We start from the raw sequence: 19,960 nt of genomic DNA, 5'->3' as shown, positions 1-19,960 counted from the left end.
TAAATAGTATAATTATATGAGACAGCTATATATATGCATATAGTATATTTTTTATGTTAATAAAATTTATTATATATCATATTGTTATTATATAATTATTGCCATAAAAAGACAAGGAAAAGTATAATTTTTAAGGGGGAAGGATTTATGAGTAAAGGATTCTTGACACCTGGGGAAACAGCACAAGCAACAATAAGTGCTGGCATCAAAAAAGCGAATATTTCAACACAAAATGCAATTTTATTAGGTTTATTTGGAGGAGCATTTATAGGGTTAGGAGCATTGGGAAGTATGATAGTTAGTCAGACTTTTGCTAAGATAGACCCAGGGGTAGCTAGTTTTTTAAGTGCTATGATATTTCCAGTAGGTCTTATGCTTGTAGTGGTAGCAGGAGCAGAGTTATTCACTGGAAATACTTTAATGCTTATTCCACTTATGGACAAAAAAATAACATTAGGAAAAATGTTAAGAAACTGGGGACTGGTTTATTTTGCAAATTTAGTAGGTTCAGTTTTGTTAGTAGCAATTTTATTTTATTCTTCTACATTGACAGGGGATGTAGCTACAAAAGCTATAGCTGTGGCAGAAGCTAAAGTTAATTCAACTATGGTTTCCATGTTTTTAAAAGGAATACTTTGTAATGTTCTAGTAGTTTTAGCTGTATGGATGGCTACAGCGTCACAAGATGTAATTTCAAAGTTAGGCTCATGCTGGACAGTAATAATGTTATTTGTGTTATGTGGATTCCAACATAGCGTTGCAAACATGTTTTTTATACCAATGGGGATGGTATTAGGAGCAAATATAACTATGGTTCAATTCATAACTAATTTAGTATTTGTAACACTTGGAAATATTGTTGGGGGTTCCATAATAGTTGGAGGAATTTATTATCTTTGCTATGTTAAAAATAGTTAGATAAATAATACGAATTAAATTGCCTTTTAAAGCATTGATATCAGTGATATTGATGCTTTTTTTAAATTATTTATATTCTTTTATATGTTGTTATTTTTTTTTTTTTAATTTATTATATATTTATTGAATATAGTTTGTAATTAAGAAACTTAAAATATAAAATCCATATGATAAGCAAAATCATATATTATTGAATATAGTTAATACTATATATTAATGTAATTTAAATAAGAATGACAGCTAAAGTTCAGTATAATTTGGGAGGAAATACAATGAATAATCAAGATATATATGAAAATTTATTAAATATATTAAGTAAAGATGATATAAAGGTTGATGAACCTATGAAAAAGCATATTTCATTTAGAGTAGGAGGACCAGCAGATATATTGGTTAGACCTAGAACAGAAGAGCAATTAAAAAATGTACTTCTTTTGGTGAAAAAGGAATCAATTCCATATTTAATAATTGGAAATGGCTCAAATATTTTAATTAAAGATGGTGGAATAAGAGGCGTTGTAATAGAATTGGCAGATAATTTCAATTCTTATGAGATAAATGATACTAGGATGATTGCTCAGTCAGGAGTTTTATTATCAGTTTTAGGTAAAGCTCTTCAAAAGCAGGAATTAAAAGGATTTGAATTTGCATCAGGAATACCTGGAACATTGGGAGGAGCATTAGCCATGAATGCTGGAGCATATGGTGGTGAAATGAAGGATATAGTAAAGTCAGTAAAATTGATGGATATGGAAGGAAATATATTTGAACTATCAAATGAACAGATGGAATTTGGGTATAGAAAAAGCATAATATCAAAAAATGGCTATATAGCTTTATCCGCAGAATTAGAATTGCAAAAAGGCAATTATGATGAAATAAAAAGTTTAATGGACGATTTGGCAACAAGAAGAATAACTAAACAACCATTAAATTTTGCTAGTGCAGGAAGTACATTTAAAAGACCAACAGGATATTTTGCAGGTAAATTAATAGAAGAAACTGGATTAAGAGGTCTTACTTTGAGAGGAGCACAAGTGTCTGAGAAGCATTGCGGATTTGTAGTTAATAGAGGAGAAGCAAATGCTAAAGATATCTTAGATTTAATATATGTTATAAAAAGTGCTGTATATGCCAAGTTTGGGGTTATGTTGGAAGAAGAAGTCAAAATACTTGGAGAGGATTAACTGATGAAAATACTGGCTGATTATCATACACATACATTATATAGTCATGGAAAAGGGACTATTGAAGACAATGTAAAGGTGGCCATTTCTAAAGGAATAAAGACAATAGGGATATCAGACCATAGTTATAAGCATATTGCATATGGTGTAAAGAAAAAAGATATTCTTAAAATGAGAGAAGAAGTAAACTATTTGAATGATAAATATGGTGATATAAATATACTCTTGGGTATGGAATGTAACATATTAGATGATAAAGGCAATATAGATATGGAAGATAAATTTATTAAAGAATTTGATTATATTATGGCTGGATATCATTTTGGTTCTACTCCAACATCATTCAAAAGTCTATTAAATCATTGTAATAATTATGTATTCAAAACTGAAAAAGCAAAAGAATATAATACAAAAGCTGTAATAAATGCAATGAGTAATAATGATATTTTTATAATTACTCATCCTGGAGATAAAGGCGATGTTTATATAGAAGAAGTAGCAAAGATAGCAAAAAAGACAGATACTAGACTTGAAATAAACAGTAGCCATTCTTTTTTAAATGTGAATCAGTTAAACAAGATAAAAGAGTTAAAAAATACATTTGTAATAGGCTCAGATGCACATTGTCCACAAAGAGTTGGTGACTTTGAACTGGCGATAAAGACTATATTTGATTCTAATCTAGATGTATCATTAGTAGAAAACATTATAATAGAATAAACATAAGATAAAAGGGAGGAGTTAGCAATGAAATTTGTTATAGTTACAGGTCTTTCAGGATCTGGAAAAAGTGAGACAATGAGAGCTTTAGAGGATATGGGATTTTATTGTGTAGATAATCTACCTCCTGCTTTGATAACTAAATTTGCAGAATTATGTTATCAGCCGAATTCAAGTATTGATAAAGTTGCTCTAGGTATAGATATAAGAGGAAGAAAGTTTTTTGAAGCTCTTCATGAAAGCTTAAATTACTTGGAAAAAGAAAATTATGAATATGAAATGGTATATTTGGATTGTAATGATGATGTATTGTTAAAAAGATATAAAATGACAAGAAGAAATCATCCATTGGCAAAAGATATGCAGATTCCAGAAGGTATAAAAATGGAAAGAAAAATAATGGAGCCTTTAAAGGAATTATCCACTTGTATAATTGATACAACTAATATGAAGCCAAAAGACCTTAAAGAAGAAATAAAAAAAATATATTCTTCTGGTGAAGATAATCCAAACTTAACAATATCTGTAGTATCTTTTGGATTTAAACATGGTATACTTGCTGATGCAGATTTAGTGTTCGATGTAAGATTTCTTCCAAATCCCTATTATATTGAAGAATTAAGGTCTAAAACGGGTGATGATAAAGAAGTTAGAGACTATGTTATGAATTCTAAAATAAGTGAAGAATTTTATATAAAACTTTTAGATATGATTCATTTTTTAGTGCCTCAATATATAGAAGAAGGAAAACAACATTTAGTAATTGGTGTTGGATGTACAGGTGGAAGACATAGGTCAGTTACTATAACAAATCTTATAGCGGAGGATTTATCTAATAAAGGATATAGGGTTGTAAAGAAACACAGAGACTCTATGTTACGATAATGGAGGCAAACATGGCTAAATTACTTATTATTGTAGGAATTTTAGGTTGGATTGCATTAATTGTATCGTTATTTATATATAAGAAAGCAAAGAATGAAAAAGTAAAATTATTTCAAAGGTCTATTGTTGAAAATAGAGACCCAAATGTGGTTGTGATAGGTGGAGGTACTGGTCAGTCAGTATTTTTAAGAGGTCTTAAACATACTACACAGAATATAACTGCGATTGTTACTGTTGCTGATGATGGTGGAGGTTCAGGTGTACTGAGAGAAGACTTAGGGATGCTACCACCAGGAGATATAAGAAACTGTCTATTAGCACTTGCAAATATAGAACCAACAATGAATGAAGTCATGCAATATAGGTTTACAGAAGGACTTTTGAAAGGTCAGAGTTTTGGAAATCTATTTTTAGCTGCTATGAATGGATTATATGGAAACTTTGAAAAAGCTGTATATAAATTAAGTGAGATTTTTGCTATAACAGGAAGAGTTTTGCCAGTAACTTTAGAAGATGTAAACTTGGTCGCGAAATTGGAGAATGGCAACATAATAAATGGAGAATCTAGCATACCTAAAGAATCAAAAAGTCAGAAAAGCTCTATTGACAAAATTTGCTTAAATCCAAAAGATGTAAAACCATTAAAGGATGTTATTGCTTCTATTTATGATGCTGATATTATAATCATGGGTCCTGGAAGCCTATATACAAGTATAATACCAAATTTGCTTGTAGATGGGATTGTAGATGCCATTAAATCGTCTTTAGCTCCAAAAGTATATATATCAAATATAATGACTCAACCAGGCGAGACAGAAGGTTATAATGTATTAGAACATGTTGAGGCTATAGTAAAGCATACTGATGAAAATTTGATAGATTATGTAATAGCAAATAATGAGATATTACCTGAGGAAATGCTCAACTTATATAGACAAGATGGAGCAGAACAAGTTTTGCTAGATAAAAAGCAAAAAGATAAATTAAAAGATATGGGTATAAGAACTGTAGAAAAGAATTTAATTGAAATAAAAAATAATTATATAAGACATGATGCAAAGTATATATCTAACATAGTTATTGAGTTAGCCCTAAATCATAATTACAACAAAAGTTAGTAAAAAAGGATTTTAAAAAATTGTGTAGAAATCCTTATCATTATGTTAGTTTTAAGGAGTGAACATCGATGAGAGAAGAGGTTAGTGCTGGTGGTGTAGTCCTGTTTGGCAATACGATTCTTTTACTAAGGAAGTTCAATGGAGATTGGGTGCTACCCAAAGGAAAAGTAGAAGAAGGGGAAAATAACCAAGAGGCAGCATTACGTGAAGTAAGTGAAGAAACTGGAGTAAAGGCAGATATATTGAAATATTTAGGTGAAATACATTATACATTCAAAGAAAACTGGGATGAAAACAGAGCAGTTCATAAAACAGTTTTTTGGTATTTGATGCAAGCAAAGAATATGGATACTATTCCACAAAAAGAGGAAGGCTTTATTGATGCCAAATTTATCCATCTAGATAGAGTAGTAGACCTAGCTAGGTACGATGATGAAAAGGAGATAATAAAGGTTGCTTTACAAGAAATAAAAAAAAGGTTAAAGAAAAATTAGTTAATAGGTGATAGAGATGTCTTTTTCAACTGAAACCAAAAATGAACTAGCGAGAATTGTATCTGAGAATGAATGTTGTAATATAGCTGAATTATCAGCTTTAGTCAAATCAGGGGGAAGTATACAAATCGTTGGATATAAAAAGCTAAATCTAAAGATAACAACTGAATTAAATTCGATAGCCCGAAAAGTATTTAAGTTATTAAAAAAGAATTTTAATATTAATACTACAATCTCTGTAAATAAGAATCAAATGTTGAAGAGAAATAACAGTTATGTATTAATGGTAACGAGTGAAATGGGTTCAGAAATATTATTAAAAAAATTAGGTATACTTGAAGATAAAGAAGGATTTTTTACTATAAACAAAATCCCAGATAACTTAATTAAACACGAAGGGTGTAAAAGAGCTTTCATAAGAGGTGCTTTTCTTGGCGGAGGTTCTATAAGTGACCCAGAAAAGAACTATCATATGGAATTTGTGACTAACAATGAGGAGTTTGCAGATTCTTTAAAAGAACTTATAAACTCTTTAGGTTTTAATAGTAAAATTGTGGCTAGAAAAAATAATCATGTTGTTTATATTAAAGAAAGTGAGCAAATATCTGATTTGCTGAGTATTATAGGAGGACACCACGCTCTTTTAAGTCTCCAAAATACTAAAATAGTAAAAGAAATGAGAAATAATGTAAACAGGATAGTAAATTGTGAGACAGCTAACCTTTCTAAAACAGTAAATGCAGCAGTAAGACAAGTGGAAAATATTAAGTTCATACAAGAAACTATAGGAATTAGCAGTTTACCAGAAAATCTACAAGAAATAGCTAAGATTAGAATTGAGTATGAGGACATGACTCTCAAAGAACTTGGAGAGATGTTAGAGCCACCAATAGGAAAATCTGGTGTAAATCATAGACTTAGAAAAATAGAAGAAATCGCGACAGATTTGAGAAAAAAATCGTTGTAATAAAATGAGGGGACAATCTCAGAATAAGTATTAATTTTTAACATATAATGGGATATGTTGAAGTTAATCCCTATTTTGAGATAAAAGTCTCTGTTTTTGTTTTAAGACATATATTTGTGGTAAAATTAAATTTATAAAACAGGAGGTGATTTAATGAACAAAGATTTTGCTCATCTTCATGTACATACTGAGTATAGTTTACTTGATGGATTTTCGAGGGTGAAAAAACTTATAAAAAGAGCTAAGGAGTTAAATATGAGCTCAATAGCTATCACTGACCATGGTTGTATGTTTGGTGTTATAGATTTCTACAAAACAGCTATGGAAGAAGGAATAAAGCCAATTATAGGGTGTGAAGTTTACACAGCTGCACGTGGGCTTAGAGATAAAGACCCAAACTATGATAAATATCAAGGACATTTAGTCCTATTAGCTAAAAATATAGAAGGTTATAAAAATTTAATAAAAATAGTTTCAACTTCATATGTAGAAGGCTTTTATTATAAGCCTAGAGTTGACATGGAAGAACTTAAAAGACACAATAAAGGGATTATAGCACTTTCTGCATGTCTTGCAGGAGATGTAGCACGTGCTTTAATGAATAGAAATTATGATAAGGCAAAACAATTTGCTATTGATTACAGAGATATATTTGGAGAAGAAAATTTCTTTTTGGAGATTCAAGACCATAATTTGCCTGAGCAAAAAGAAGTAAATTCTGGACTAGTGAAGTTATCAAAAGAGACTGGTATTCCACTGGTTGCAACTAATGATGTTCACTATGTAAATAAGGAAGATTCAAAGATACACGATGTACTTATGTGTATTCAAATGGGAAAAACATTAAATGACCCAAATAGAATGAGATTTGGTAGTGATGAGTTTTATTTGAAATCAAGAGAAGAAATGGAAGAACTATTTCCATATGCATTAGAAGCTATTGACAACACTACGAAAATAGCTGACATGTGTAATGTAGAGTTTGATTTTAATACTATACATCTTCCTAAGTATGATGTTCCAAAAGGATATACACCAGAAACTTACTTAAGGGAGCTATGTTTTAATGGACTAAAAGAGAGATATGATAGTCCTAGTGATGAGGTATTAGAGAGGTTAAATTATGAATTAGATGTAATTGAAAAAATGGGTTATGTGGAGTACTTCTTAATTGTATGGGATTTCATAAATTTCTCTAAAGAAAATAATATTATAGTAGGTCCAGGTAGAGGTAGTGCAGCAGGCTCAATAGTGGCTTATACACTTAAGATAACTGATATAGACCCAATAAAATATTCTCTCTTGTTTGAACGTTTTTTAAATCCAGAACGTATATCTATGCCAGATATAGATATAGACTTTTGTTATGAGAGAAGAGAAGAAGTTATAGATTATGTAAAGAGAAAATATGGTGATGACCATGTCGCACAAATAATAACTTTTGGGACAATGGGTGCAAAAGCTGCAATAAGAGATGTTGGAAGAGTGTTAGATATAGGCTACAATAAAGTTGACAAGATAGCTAAAGAAATTCCTTTTGCTTTAGGAATGACAATAGATAAAGCTCTAGATACAAATCCTAATCTTAAAGAATTGTATGACCAAGACCCTGAAACAAAAGAGATAATAAATATATCTAAACAGATAGAAGGAATGCTAAGACATGCTTCTACTCATGCAGCAGGAGTAGTTATATCAAAAAATCCTGTGGATGAGTATGTGCCTTTATATAAACATCAAGATGCAATAACAACACAATTTACTATGACGACACTTGAAGAACTTGGTCTTTTAAAGATGGACTTTCTTGGATTAAGAACGCTAACAGTTATAAGAGATACTCTTGACCTAATAGAAAAAAATAGAGTTATAAAAAATTACACAGAAAAAATAGACTTTTCAAAGATGGATTATGATGACCCAAAGGTATATGAAATGCTTTCATCTGGAAATACATTAGGAGTATTCCAGTTGGAGAGTGCTGGTATGAGAAGCTTTATTAAGCAACTAAGACCAGACAACTTTGAAGATATTGTAGCGGGAATATCTCTATTTAGACCAGGTCCAATGGACTCTATACCTGCATATATAAAAAATAAAAGTAATCCAAAAGATGTAACATATCTACATGAAAAACTAAAGCCTATAATGGAAGTAACCTATGGTTGTTTGGTGTATCAAGAGCAAGTTATGCAGGTTGTTAGAGATTTGGGTGGTTATAGTTATGGTCGAAGTGACTTAGTTAGAAGAGCCATGAGTAAGAAAAAGATGGATGTAATGGAAGAAGAAAGACAGTACTTTATTCATGGTAAGTTTGATGAGGATGGTAACATAGAAATTGCAGGCTGCATAAGAAATGGTGTAGAAGAAGAAATAGCTAATAAAATATTTGATGATATGATAGACTTTGCTCGTTATGCATTTAATAAATCACATGCAGCAGCATATGGAGTTTTAGCATATGAGACAGCTTATCTAAAAACATATTATCCAGTTGAATTTATGGCAGCATTAATAACAAGTGTTATGGGAAATACTGACAAGGTAGTTGAGTATATAAGAGAATGTAAAGCATTAGAAATAGATGTATTACCTCCGGATATAAATAAAAGTTTTTCAAAGTTTTCAGTTGAAGGGAATAATATAAGGTTTGGCCTAGCTGCTGTAAAGAATGTTGGTGTAAACATAATAAACAACATAATTGATGAAAGAGAATCTAATGGATTATTTGTAGATTTAGTAGATTTAGTTAAAAGATTAGACCAAAAAGATACAAATAAAAGAGTAATAGAAAGTCTAATAAAATGTGGAGCTTTTGATAATATAAGTGAAAATAGAGCTAGCTTAATGGTTGGTTATGAAAGCTTATTAGAAAGTGTATCTATGGATAGAAAGAAAAATGTTCAAGGTCAAATTTCTCTATTTGATGCTTTTGGAGATAGTGAAGAAGATAATGATTTTCAACAAATATATAGTTTACCTAAAAGGCAAGAGTATGAGGAAAGAGAGAAACTTAACCTTGAAAAGGAAGTGCTGGGAATGTATGTAAGTGGACATCCTTTATCACAATTTGAAAAAGAGTTGCAAGAAAAGACATCTATAGATAATGGAAAATTAAATTCATTAAAAGAGGACGAAGAAGCATATATACAAATGAATGAAACAGATGCCATAATGGGCGGAATGATTGTGAATAAAACTATAAAAACTACAAAGAGAAATGAAATTATGGCATTTATTGAATTAGAAGATTTGTATGGTGCTATAGAAATAGTAGTTTTTCCTCAATTATTACAAAAATACAATGTCATTTTAAATGAAGATAATATAATCTATGTAAAAGGAACATTAAGTATAAAAGAAGGCGAAAATGCAAAACTTATAGCTAGAGAAATAAAAGATATAGACGATAGCACTGATTTTGCAACTAGAAACTACAATTCAGGAAGAACTAAAAGTATACAAAATATTAAACCAGAAAGTGGTAAAAAATTGTATTTGAAAATAGATAGTATGTCTGACACAGATACAACCAATAATATTGTAGAAATAGCTAAACAACATCCAGGCAATGATAGTATATACCTATATCCTATGGATGAAAATATAAATGGTAAGCGTAAAGCGTATAAAATGACAGGAGTATTGACCTGTATATGCGATGAATTTATAAATAACTTAGAAAAGTTACTTCCTAAAGATAACATAAAAATAAAAGCTTAGTTTTTTGGATAAAAATCTAAATATATTATAATAATATGAAAAATATTGTCCGTTTTGTGATATAATATCACAAAATGGACATTTAAGGACATTTAATTTTTTTAGTCTTGATGGGATTGAAAAATGATATAGGGACAAAAAAAGTCCATTAACATACAATAACAATGATTATAATAAAAAATTGACATAAAATCCAAGGAGGTAAAAAATGAAAACTATAGGATTACTAACAAGTGGAGGAGATGCTCCAGGAATGAATGCTGCGATTAGAGCGGTTGTAAGGTCAGCAATATATTATGGATGCAAAGTATATGGAATCAATAGAGGATATAAGGGATTACTAGAGGAAGATTTAACTGAAATGAACTTATCTTCTGTTGGAGATATCATACACAGAGGAGGAACTATATTAAAATCTTCTAGATGTGAAGAATTTAAAACAGAAGAAGGTAGACTAAAAGCAGTAAAAATTCTTAAAAAGTATAAAATTGATTGTTTAGTTGTAATTGGTGGAGATGGCTCATTTACAGGAGCTCAAAAACTTAGTGACTTAGGATTTCCAGCTATAGGTATACCAGGAACTATAGACAATGATTTAGCATATACAGATTATACTATAGGATTTGATACTGCAATGAATACTATTATAGATGCTATAGGTAAGATAAGAGATACATCATCTTCTCATGAAAGAGTTAATATAGTTGAAGTAATGGGAAGACACTGTGGAGACTTAGCTCTATATGCAGGTCTTGCAGGGGGAGCTGAAACTATAATAGTACCAGAAGTAGAAATTAAAGTGGATGAAGTCGCTTTAAGACTAAAGACTACTCAAAAAAGAGGTAAGAGACATAGTATAATCGTTCTAGCAGAAGGAGTCGGAAGTGCTAGCGATTTAGAAAAAGAACTTAAAAAAGAGTCAGGAGCAGATTTAAGAGTAACTGTATTGGGTCATGTCCAAAGAGGAGGAAGCCCAACTGTATTTGATAGAATACTAGCAAGTAGACTTGGTGTAAGAGCAGTAGAATTATTACTAGATGGAAAATCAGCTAGAGTTGTAGGAATAAAAGAAAATAAGATAATTGATTTAGAAATAAGTGAAGCTTTAGCTCAAAAGAAAGTATTTGATAAAGAAGCTTATGAGATGGCAAAAATATTATCTATATAAGTTTTAGTATTAAAAATAAATCTGTGGAATAATATCTCAGGAGGAGCAAATATGTTAAATAATGTAAAGAAGACAAAAATTGTTTGTACACTAGGTCCAGCATCACAAAGTGAAGAAGTTTTAACTCAACTTATGCAAAATGGTCTAAATGTGTGTAGATTTAACTTTTCTCATGGTTCACATGAAGAGCATAAGGAAAGAATAGATATGGCGAAAAAAGTTAGAGAAAAATTAAATAAGCCAGTTGCTATATTATTAGACACTAAAGGTCCAGAAATTAGAACAGGTAATTTTGAAGACCCAGAGGTACTTTTAGAAGAAGGACAAAAGTTTACTATAACTATGAAAGACGTTATGGGAACTAAAGAAATGTGTACAGTAAGCTATAAAGGACTTGCTGAAGATGTTAAAGCAGGAGATTCTATATTAATAGATGATGGGCTAGTTGGTTTAAGAGTAAAAGAAATAAATGGGGAAGATATAGTTTGTATTGTTGAAAACTCGGGAATAGTTAAAAATCATAAAGGAGTAAATGTACCTGGTGTTAAGATAAATTTACCAGCAATAACTCCTAAAGATATAAGCGATATAGAGTTTGGGATAGGTCAAGGTATAGATTATATAGCAGCTTCTTTTGTAAGAAAGGCATCTGATGTACTAGCGATAAGAGAAATACTAGAGAACAATAATGCAACTGATATACAAATAATATCTAAGATAGAAAACCAAGAAGGTGTAGAGAACCTAGACGAAATATTAAAGGTTTCTGATGGTATAATGGTAGCTAGAGGTGACTTAGGTGTTGAAATACCTACTGAAGAGATGCCAATAGTTCAAAAAATGATGATAAAAAAATGTAATGAATTAGCAAAACCAGTTGTAACTGCAACTCAAATGCTTGATTCTATGATAAGAAATCCAAGACCAACAAGAGCAGAAGTTACAGATGTTGCTAATGCTATATATGATGGAACAGATGCGATAATGTTATCTGGAGAAACTGCTGCTGGAAAATATCCTGTAGAAGCAGTAAAAATGATGGCTACAATAGCAAAAAGAACAGAAGAAACTTTAGATTATGATAGATTACTAAAGGAAAATGGTACTAACAATGTTACTGTAACAGATGCAATAAGTCATGCAACTTGTACAACAGCAGTAGATTTAAATGCATCAGCTATAATAACATCTACTTCTTCAGGATACACTGCTAGAATGGTATCTAAGTTTAGACCAAAATCTCCAATAATAGCCACTACAAATAATGAAAAGACTATGAATAAATTAGCTCTTACATGGGGAGTTTATCCAGTTAAATCTTCTGTTGCAGGAAATACAGATGAAGTTATAGAAAAAGCAATAGAAGCAGCTAGACAAGCAGATTATATAGATAATGGAGAATTAGTAGTTATAACTGCTGGAGTACCAGTAGGAGTAAGTGGAACTACTAACTTAATAAAGGTACATGTAATAAGTGAAGAAATTGTTCAAGGTATAGGTGTAGGTAATCAAACAGTTGAAGGTAAAGTTCGTATAGTAAAGAATGGTGAGACTTGTATAGATTTCAATGAAGGAGACATACTTGTTTCTACTACTACTGATGCTGAAATGAACAATTATATAGAGAAAGCAGGAGCTGTAGTAACGGAAAATGGTGGAATGACATCACATACAGCTATTGTAGGTATAAACTTAGATATACCAGTTATCGTGTCTGCTACAGATATAACAAATCTAGTAAAAGATGGAGATGTTGTAACTGTGGATGCATCAAGAGGTGTGGTATATAGAGGTTCAACTAGAGTTTTATAGGAAAAATAATAAATTTATTTATCAAGGGGCTTTATAAGCTCCTTTTTTTTTGGTAAAATAAAATATTGTAGCTTAGTAAAAAATATAGTTTAGTTAATAGCAATATTTTAATATAAATTTAAAGAAAAAAGTTTGTAAATGTTTAAATATAATAGATTGATTGGAGGGTGATTTATGCTTTCGAAAAACGAGGTGTATATTGTAGATATAGTAGACATTGGACAAGGCGGAGTAGGAGTAGGAAAGTACAATGGTATTACAGTTTTTGTAGAGGGCGGATTAATACAAGATAAGGTCAAAGTTAGGATTAATAAAGTAAAGAAAAATTATGCTGTAGGAGATATTGTTGAGATAATAGAAAAGTCTCCATTTAGAGTAAAAAGAGTGTGTAATGATAATCTTAGGGATTGTGGAGGATGTCAGATACAGGATTTAGATTATAATAAGCAGCTTGAAATGAAAACGAATGAAGTTAAGCAAGTACTTACTAGAATAGGTAAGTTAGAAGATGTAGAAGTTCATGACACTATAGGAATGGAGAATCCATATAGATATAGAAATAAAGCACAATTTCCAATACAAAAGAATGATGGTGTCCCAATTATTGGTTTTTATAAAAAGAAGACTCATGATGTAATATCGACAGAAAAATGCGTAATACAACATGAGATAAATGACAAAATTGTTAAGATAATAAAAACATATATAAGAGCTTATAAAGTGAGTATATATGATGAAAAGACTCATACAGGATTAATTAGACATTTGGTAACAAAAATAGGTTTTACAACTAAAGAAGTGATGGTTGTATTAGTGGCTAATGGAAATAAACTTCCATATCTTAAAGAATTAGCTTCTGTACTTAAGGAAAATATACCTGGTTTTAAAACTTTGGTTGTAAATGTAAATCAGAAAGATACAAATGCTATTTTGGGAAGAGAAAATATAGTTATTTATGGTGATGGAAAAATAAATGATTATATAGGCGACTTAATGTTTGAGATTTCACCATTATCATTTTTCCAAGTAAATCCTGTCCAAACTAAAGTATTATATGATAAAGCTCTTGAGTATGCAAATCTAAAGGATACTGATACTGTTTTTGATATCTACTGTGGCATAGGTGCAATATCTTTATTTTTGGCACAAAAGGCTAAAAAAGTTTATGGTATAGAAATTATAGAAGATGCTATAAAGGATGCTAAGATAAATGCTAGATTAAATAACATACATAATGCAGACTTCTATGTTGGTAAGGCAGAAGAGGTTGTACCTAAGATGTATAGTGAGGGTAAAACTGCCAATGTCGTAGTTGTAGACCCACCTAGAAAGGGATGTGACGAAAAAGTCCTAGAAACTATTGTTTCAATGAATCCTGAGAGAATTGTTTATGTTTCTTGTAATCCTTCTACTTTAGCGAGAGATTTAGATTATCTAAATATGCATGGATTTAAATGTGTTGAGGTTCAGCCTGTAGATATGTTCCCTCATTCTACGCATGTGGAAACTGTAGCTAAGATAGTCAAGAAATAGTAATATTTATATAGATGATATATTGTGTTTGCCACTGTAATTTAATTTCGGTGGCAAATTTAGTTTATAAATTAAAATTTTAAAATGATAAATTAAGGAACAAAGCTCGTAATCTTATAAAATTTAAGAATGTAAGATATGCACTTTTAAAATGCAATATAGATTATTTTAATATAATATAGATAAATATGGATAGGAGAGAGTAAGAGACATGAAAGATGAGAACGTAAGTTATTTGGGATTGGGATTATGCTTTGGTGTTATTTTGGGTTTAATATTTAAAAATTTAGCTATTGGTCTATCTTTTGGGTTAGTTATAGGAGTAGTATTAGATAGTAATAAAAACAAAACTAAATAAAAAATATTTTAAAAATAAGTAAGATAATTAGAATATGAGTGCAGTTGTTTTTATTATGTTCATTTATTTTCTTAGTATTATACTATTAATATGTTAGATTTGCCACCAGTTCGATACTTTAACGATGTATTGGTGGCAAATTTATTGTCTATTAAGTAAAAATTTCCAGATGGGTTAGAAGCGTATTTGTGCTAAAACCAACTAAAACTTCCTTTATTATTTCTTTTTGAATAATATAAAGCATAATCTGACTGTTTATATAAAGACTGAAATGTATCTAAATTATTTTCTAATATAGATATACCTATAGAGCAAGCGTTGCTACTAGAACACAATTCTAAAACCTTTTTTGCTTTATTTTCAACATCCTCTTTTGATTGATTGCCATATTCAAAAACAGCAAATTCATCTCCGCCAAGTCTTCCGATAATAGCATCATTGATAAATACTTTAGTCAAAATTTCTGAAAAATGTATTAGTATCTCATCTCCTCGAATATGACCAAATATATCGTTTACCTGTTTGAAATTATCCAAATCAAAAATGTAAAAGTAGCCATGTGAAACAGTTTCAAGCATCTCTTTTATATGTACTTCAAAAAAATGTCGATTATATAGTCCAGTCATGAGGTCTTTTTCTGATTTTTGCTTAAACTCATGTGCCATCGCTAATGCTTCTTGTGCTTTTTCAGCTATAGTTTTAGGATAATATTCATCTTTCATTTGGTCAAAATTTGGAATAGAATGGTGTACATGTATAAGTCTAATTATATCACCTGTAACTTTATATACTATTGTAAAGCGAGTATCCATTTCTATATAAACATCTTTTTCTAAATAATCTTTTTCTATAACCCAAAGAGTTCCATATACGATAAAAGTTTCATCTGTGACTTTAACACATGAATACCATTCATCTATAATTTTAAAGTCTATCTGTTCTGATTCTTTTTGGTCTTTTTTAAGATTCATAATAAATTCTTCTAATGATTCATAAAATTCATGTTTTCCTGTTCCAATTAATGTAAGGTTATCATCCAATAAGGAAATAATAAATTTAATACCTTCTTCTTCTGGATTTAAAACATAAATATGCCAAATCTTTTTTGATAAATCATTTAATGTTTTTTGTATTGTATTATCTTCCATGGATTACCCCCTTAAGATTTGCAGTTTATAGTTTTAGTGTATTATAAATTAAACTATTATTATAATATTATAATATAGAACTAAATAAATTGCATCATGTGTAAAGAGAAGTATGTTTTTTATAATAAAATTATTATAGTAAAGTAATCAATTTAATAGAATCATTACATTTTAAAACTATGAAGAAAAATGGTAAATTAGATTTGAATTTAACTATGAAGAAATAAAATAAATCTAAATGCATTAGTGTTTTAATCTATACTTGAACATAAATAATCTTTATGATATGATGTCAATAATGATACTATGAAAGGAGTGCCTTGATGTCGGAGTTATATAATGGTAACCAACAATTAAATAGTTGGAGACGCATATATTCTGTATAAGCAGAATTTTTAAGTGTATTTTTGATACATTTAATTTGTGTGTCTTATTCTGCCTTTATAGATAACTGACATATGACAACAGATAGTATTTGAAATATATATTACTTTGTTAAACTATGGTGTAGTAGGCTTTAATCTGCTACGCTTTTATTAATTTTGCATAGTATTATTTTGGTTATAATTATGTTGAAATAGAAAGTATTAACTTTTCTAGTCCACAGGAGTTTTCTGTTTTTGTGCTGGTCAATACATGCACAGAAAAAGGCAGATATACCTGTGGGCTTTTTTTATATAAATTATAAAATATGGAGGTAGTTGAAATGAGTATAATTGAACTTAGGCAGCTGACTAAATCTTATAAAAGATTTGAGAAAGAAGCAGGGCTTATGGGAAGTGTAAAATCTTTATTTAACAGGAAATACACAGAGAAAACAGCTATATCATCATTTGATTTAAAAGTGGAGGAAGGAGAATTTGTTGGATTAATAGGTCAAAATGGAGCTGGTAAAACCACTCTTGTTAAGATGCTAACTGGTATTATTTCACCATCTTCTGGAGATATATCTGTTATGGGTTATTATCCTAATAAATTGGAAAATAGCTTTAAAAGACAGTACGCTATTGTTATGGGACAGAAAAGTCAATTATTCTTTGAATTGACACCAGCAGATACATTTCTTTTATTTAAAGAGTTATACGATATATCTGATGAAGAGTATAAAAGAAACTTGGATTACTTTATCGAATTATTTGATGTATCAGAGTATCTAAACGTTCAAGTTAGGACGCTTTCTTTAGGGGAGAGAATGAAAATGGAATTAATAGTAGCCCTTCTACATAATCCTAAAATATTGTTCTTAGATGAGCCAACAATAGGTCTAGATGCAGTAGCACAAAAGCAAATTAGATATTTTCTAAAAGAAGTGAATGAAACAAAGGGAACTACTATTATACTTACTTCTCATTATATGGAGGATATTAAGAGCCTATGTAGTAGAAGTATTGTTGTAGAAAATAGTCATAAAATATATGATGGCTCTACAGAAGAATTGTTTAATCATTTCCAGAAATATAAAAAAATAACAGTTAGTTTCACTGATGAAGCTGATATTAAATTTCCTAAAGATTGTAAAATCATTGAGCAAACGAAGCATAAGATATCAGTAGTTATGCCAAAAGAAAGAGGAAATGAAACTGTTAAATGGATTTTTGATAATTATGATGTCAAGGATGTGATAATTGAAGAAGAAGATATAGGTAATATTGTAGAGAGAATATATAAGAAAGGAAGTGAAGAGTATCGTGAGTAACTACAATCAGGTATATTCTAGTCATTCAATGTTTTATAAATTTAAACAAAATATCCGAAGATATTATGAAGTAGCCAAAATTAATTTTAAAGTACAACTTATCTGGAGATTTGATGTAGTAGTTAATATGATGTTTACTATTATAAAAATTTTATTTGCTTATATCTTATGGAAAGCAGTTTTTGGTGAAAATAAAATAGTTTCTGGTTTTACATTTAATTCAATGTTGTCTTATTACATAATAAGCTCATTTTTATCAGGTATTGATATGTCAAAGAGTACTAGTGAAGAGATATGTAATCGTGTAAAACTAGGTACATTTTCAAAATATATGATTATTCCAATTAATGTTCAAAATTATTTTATTGCTAAAAATTTTGGAATGACATGTTTCTATTTTGTATTTAACATGATTTCTGCTTTTGTATGGATTTTCATATTTAAATTGGATTTTGCTTTTACATCTAATCCAGTTCAAATAGTAATTTCAATCTTAATGATTTTTTTAGGGCTTATTTTTATGATGCAACTCCATTTCTTTATTGGTATTTTGTCATTTAAATTTCTTGAGATTGGTTTTTTTAGAATGATAATTGAAAATATCTCTGAATTTGTTACAGGAACAATGATACCACTTATACTTTTACCAGAAGTTTTAGTAACAGTCATGAAGGTATTTCCATTTTATTATACAACATATTTACCATCTATGTTACTAATAGGAAGAAACAGCAATGAGGCAGTACAAGGATTGATTATTATATCATTATGGGTTTTGTTCTTTTTTATATTGAATAAAATCATGTATAAAAGAATGAGAACACTATTTGATGGGGTGGGTATATGATGAAAAAAAATTTTAAAATAATATTTATGTTATTAAGGATGAAATTATCAAAGATGATGGTATTTAGATTTGATTTTTTTGGCGCATTTTTTGTAGATAGTTCACTATTTATATTACAACTATTAATGTTTAATGGTATATATTCTCATATAGACTCAATAGGAGGTTGGCAACATGGAGAGATGTTAATATTTATAGGAACTTTTTCATTAATAAATGCAATAAATATGACAATTTTCTGTTTTGGTATTTATGATATTCCAAGGAAGATTCAAGAAGGAGAGTTAGATTATTATATTACAAAACCAATAGACCCACTATTTAGATTGACATTTGAAAACATTAATATTGGTTCATCTCCATTAATTTTGGCAAGTATACTTATAGTTTTATATGGGATATCTGAATTAAATCCAAAAATAACTTATATCACAATAATAATGTATATCTGTATGGTATTATTGATGGTATTGCTTTTCTATGATGTAGGTATTATACTTCGAACAGTTTCATTTTTTGTTATATCATCTTCTGCTATAATGAGACTAGAAGATAATTTATTACCAATGAACATGAAAATTCCTGGAGTAATATATGAAGGTGTTTTTAAATTATTATTCTATTTAATTTTACCATATGGAATTATGTCAACAATTCCAACTCAAATTTTGTCAGGAACAATAACAATGAATGGATTGATATATTCAATCTTAATTGTATTCTTGTTTACATTATTTATGTGGAGATTTTGGAAGTTAGGTATGAAGCATTATAAAAGTGCAAGTAGTTAATAACTTTACAGCTTTGAGGTGATGAGAATTAAAAATATAGCAAATATTATTACTATATTTAGAGTTATTTTATCAATAGTATTACTTAAAACAGAAGTATTCTCTAATTTATTTTTTATAATCTATATTGTTTGTGGCTTAAGTGACTTTTTAGATGGATATATAGCTAGAAGAATGAATCTAACAAGTGAATTTGGCTCAAGGCTTGATAGCATAGCAGATATATGTTTTGTAATTTCCACATCTGTTATTATATTTCCCATAATAAATATACCAAAGTATATAGTGTTATGGGTAGTAGTAATTGCTATCATTCGTATTACATCAATAATTATAGTAATTTATAAATACAATACATTTTTTATATTACACACATATGGAAATAAAATATCTGGATTTATGTTGTTCTGTTTGCCTTTATTTTATAATCTGGTTAACATAAGTTTGTTTACTAGTATTATTTGTGTTGTAGCAAGTATCTCGGCTATTGAAGAAGTAATGATACATATATTTTCTAAAGAGTTGAAAAAAGATACTATATGAATGTTTATAAGTAAACAGGTTTCATGTGATACTAAACAATAAAAACAAGTGT

17 protein-coding genes are annotated in these 19,960 nt (G+C 29.3%); 16 read left to right on the top strand and 1 reads right to left on the bottom strand.

The features are described from left to right. Positions 1-147 precede the first annotated feature (147 nt). From ACTG46_RS18060 to ACTG46_RS18005, 12 genes are all read left to right on the top strand, one after another. Positions 148-918, top strand: a complete 771-nt coding sequence (locus tag ACTG46_RS18060) for a formate/nitrite transporter family protein (protein WP_054271848.1) — start codon at positions 148-150, stop codon at positions 916-918. Positions 919-1,190: 272 nt separating this feature from the next. Next, a complete protein-coding gene (gene murB / locus ACTG46_RS18055) occupies positions 1,191-2,105 on the top strand; it encodes a UDP-N-acetylmuramate dehydrogenase (protein WP_054271847.1) in 915 nt (304 codons plus the stop codon). Between the two features lie 3 nt (positions 2,106-2,108). After that, positions 2,109-2,825, top strand: coding sequence for a PHP domain-containing protein (locus ACTG46_RS18050; protein WP_054275752.1), 717 nt, complete (start codon positions 2,109-2,111; stop codon positions 2,823-2,825). A 27-nt stretch (positions 2,826-2,852) separates the two neighbouring features. After that, positions 2,853-3,710: an RNase adapter RapZ gene (rapZ, locus tag ACTG46_RS18045; RefSeq protein WP_054271845.1), complete on the top strand. Its 858-nt coding sequence runs from the start codon at positions 2,853-2,855 to the stop codon at positions 3,708-3,710. Positions 3,711-3,721: 11 nt separating this feature from the next. Beyond that, a complete protein-coding gene (locus tag ACTG46_RS18040) occupies positions 3,722-4,828 on the top strand; it encodes a gluconeogenesis factor YvcK family protein (RefSeq protein WP_479923349.1) in 1,107 nt (368 codons plus the stop codon). Positions 4,829-4,896: 68 nt separating this feature from the next. Continuing rightward, complete coding sequence (locus ACTG46_RS18035) at positions 4,897-5,322, top strand: NUDIX hydrolase (RefSeq protein ID WP_003416968.1); 426 nt, start codon at positions 4,897-4,899, stop codon at positions 5,320-5,322. 16 nt (positions 5,323-5,338) lie between these two features. Further along, complete coding sequence (whiA, locus tag ACTG46_RS18030) at positions 5,339-6,289, top strand: DNA-binding protein WhiA (protein ID WP_054271843.1); 951 nt, start codon at positions 5,339-5,341, stop codon at positions 6,287-6,289. A 153-nt stretch (positions 6,290-6,442) separates the two neighbouring features. Beyond that, complete coding sequence (locus ACTG46_RS18025; RefSeq protein ID WP_054271842.1) at positions 6,443-10,012, top strand: DNA polymerase III subunit alpha; 3,570 nt, start codon at positions 6,443-6,445, stop codon at positions 10,010-10,012. Positions 10,013-10,220: 208 nt separating this feature from the next. Then, a complete protein-coding gene (gene pfkA / locus ACTG46_RS18020; protein WP_054271841.1) occupies positions 10,221-11,180 on the top strand; it encodes a 6-phosphofructokinase in 960 nt (319 codons plus the stop codon). A gap of 51 nt (positions 11,181-11,231) precedes the next feature. After that, a complete protein-coding gene (gene pyk / locus ACTG46_RS18015) occupies positions 11,232-12,992 on the top strand; it encodes a pyruvate kinase (protein ID WP_407814428.1) in 1,761 nt (586 codons plus the stop codon). 174 nt (positions 12,993-13,166) lie between these two features. Then, the gene (gene rlmD, locus ACTG46_RS18010) at positions 13,167-14,525 is read left to right on the top strand and encodes a 23S rRNA (uracil(1939)-C(5))-methyltransferase RlmD (protein WP_479923348.1); all 1,359 of its coding nucleotides are present in this window, start codon (positions 13,167-13,169) and stop codon (positions 14,523-14,525) included. A 211-nt stretch (positions 14,526-14,736) separates the two neighbouring features. Then, positions 14,737-14,883, top strand: coding sequence for a glycine zipper domain-containing protein (locus ACTG46_RS18005; RefSeq protein ID WP_167640151.1), 147 nt, complete (start codon positions 14,737-14,739; stop codon positions 14,881-14,883). Between the two features lie 191 nt (positions 14,884-15,074). Here the strand turns inward: ACTG46_RS18005 and ACTG46_RS18000 are convergent, their stop codons facing one another. Beyond that, positions 15,075-16,031, bottom strand: coding sequence for a GGDEF domain-containing protein (locus tag ACTG46_RS18000; RefSeq protein ID WP_479923347.1), 957 nt, complete (start codon positions 16,029-16,031; stop codon positions 15,075-15,077). A 706-nt stretch (positions 16,032-16,737) separates the two neighbouring features. On the opposite strand from ACTG46_RS18000, the gene ACTG46_RS17995 reads away from it, so the two are divergent. The 4 genes from ACTG46_RS17995 to ACTG46_RS17980 are packed head-to-tail and all read left to right on the top strand — an operon-like array spanning position 16,738 to position 19,908. Then, positions 16,738-17,727 (top strand): ABC transporter ATP-binding protein, encoded by a 990-nt coding sequence (locus tag ACTG46_RS17995; RefSeq protein WP_054271780.1) that lies wholly within the window; start codon positions 16,738-16,740, stop codon positions 17,725-17,727. Beyond that, on the top strand, positions 17,720-18,574 hold the full coding sequence (locus ACTG46_RS17990; protein WP_054271779.1) for an ABC transporter permease: 855 nt from the start codon (positions 17,720-17,722) through the stop codon (positions 18,572-18,574). The genes ACTG46_RS17995 and ACTG46_RS17990 overlap by 8 nt, the downstream gene beginning before the upstream one ends. After that, positions 18,571-19,365 (top strand): ABC transporter permease, encoded by a 795-nt coding sequence (locus tag ACTG46_RS17985; protein ID WP_479923346.1) that lies wholly within the window; start codon positions 18,571-18,573, stop codon positions 19,363-19,365. Before ACTG46_RS17990 ends, ACTG46_RS17985 begins: the two co-directional genes overlap by 4 nt. Positions 19,366-19,386: 21 nt before the next feature. Next, positions 19,387-19,908 (top strand): CDP-alcohol phosphatidyltransferase family protein, encoded by a 522-nt coding sequence (locus ACTG46_RS17980; RefSeq protein ID WP_479923345.1) that lies wholly within the window; start codon positions 19,387-19,389, stop codon positions 19,906-19,908. The last annotated feature ends 52 nt before the right edge of the window (positions 19,909-19,960 follow it).

The sequence above is a fragment of the Clostridioides sp. LIBA-7678 genome, from assembly GCF_056716065.1.
The sequence above is the reverse complement of the archived record's forward strand: the minus strand, read 5'-3'. Positions and strand labels throughout refer to the sequence as shown.

Coding starts and splice junctions, on each gene's coding strand:
- ACTG46_RS18060 (WP_054271848.1), top strand. CDS start 148: ATGAGTAAAGGATTCTTGACACCTGGGGAAACAGCACAAGCAACAATA.
- murB (WP_054271847.1), top strand. CDS start 1,191: ATGAATAATCAAGATATATATGAAAATTTATTAAATATATTAAGTAAA.
- ACTG46_RS18050 (WP_054275752.1), top strand. CDS start 2,109: ATGAAAATACTGGCTGATTATCATACACATACATTATATAGTCATGGA.
- rapZ (WP_054271845.1), top strand. CDS start 2,853: ATGAAATTTGTTATAGTTACAGGTCTTTCAGGATCTGGAAAAAGTGAG.
- ACTG46_RS18040 (WP_479923349.1), top strand. CDS start 3,722: ATGGCTAAATTACTTATTATTGTAGGAATTTTAGGTTGGATTGCATTA.
- ACTG46_RS18035 (WP_003416968.1), top strand. CDS start 4,897: ATGAGAGAAGAGGTTAGTGCTGGTGGTGTAGTCCTGTTTGGCAATACG.
- whiA (WP_054271843.1), top strand. CDS start 5,339: ATGTCTTTTTCAACTGAAACCAAAAATGAACTAGCGAGAATTGTATCT.
- ACTG46_RS18025 (WP_054271842.1), top strand. CDS start 6,443: ATGAACAAAGATTTTGCTCATCTTCATGTACATACTGAGTATAGTTTA.
- pfkA (WP_054271841.1), top strand. CDS start 10,221: ATGAAAACTATAGGATTACTAACAAGTGGAGGAGATGCTCCAGGAATG.
- pyk (WP_407814428.1), top strand. CDS start 11,232: ATGTTAAATAATGTAAAGAAGACAAAAATTGTTTGTACACTAGGTCCA.
- rlmD (WP_479923348.1), top strand. CDS start 13,167: ATGCTTTCGAAAAACGAGGTGTATATTGTAGATATAGTAGACATTGGA.
- ACTG46_RS18005 (WP_167640151.1), top strand. CDS start 14,737: ATGAAAGATGAGAACGTAAGTTATTTGGGATTGGGATTATGCTTTGGT.
- ACTG46_RS18000 (WP_479923347.1), bottom strand. CDS start 16,031: ATGGAAGATAATACAATACAAAAAACATTAAATGATTTATCAAAAAAG.
- ACTG46_RS17995 (WP_054271780.1), top strand. CDS start 16,738: ATGAGTATAATTGAACTTAGGCAGCTGACTAAATCTTATAAAAGATTT.
- ACTG46_RS17985 (WP_479923346.1), top strand. CDS start 18,571: ATGATGAAAAAAAATTTTAAAATAATATTTATGTTATTAAGGATGAAA.
- ACTG46_RS17980 (WP_479923345.1), top strand. CDS start 19,387: ATGAGAATTAAAAATATAGCAAATATTATTACTATATTTAGAGTTATT.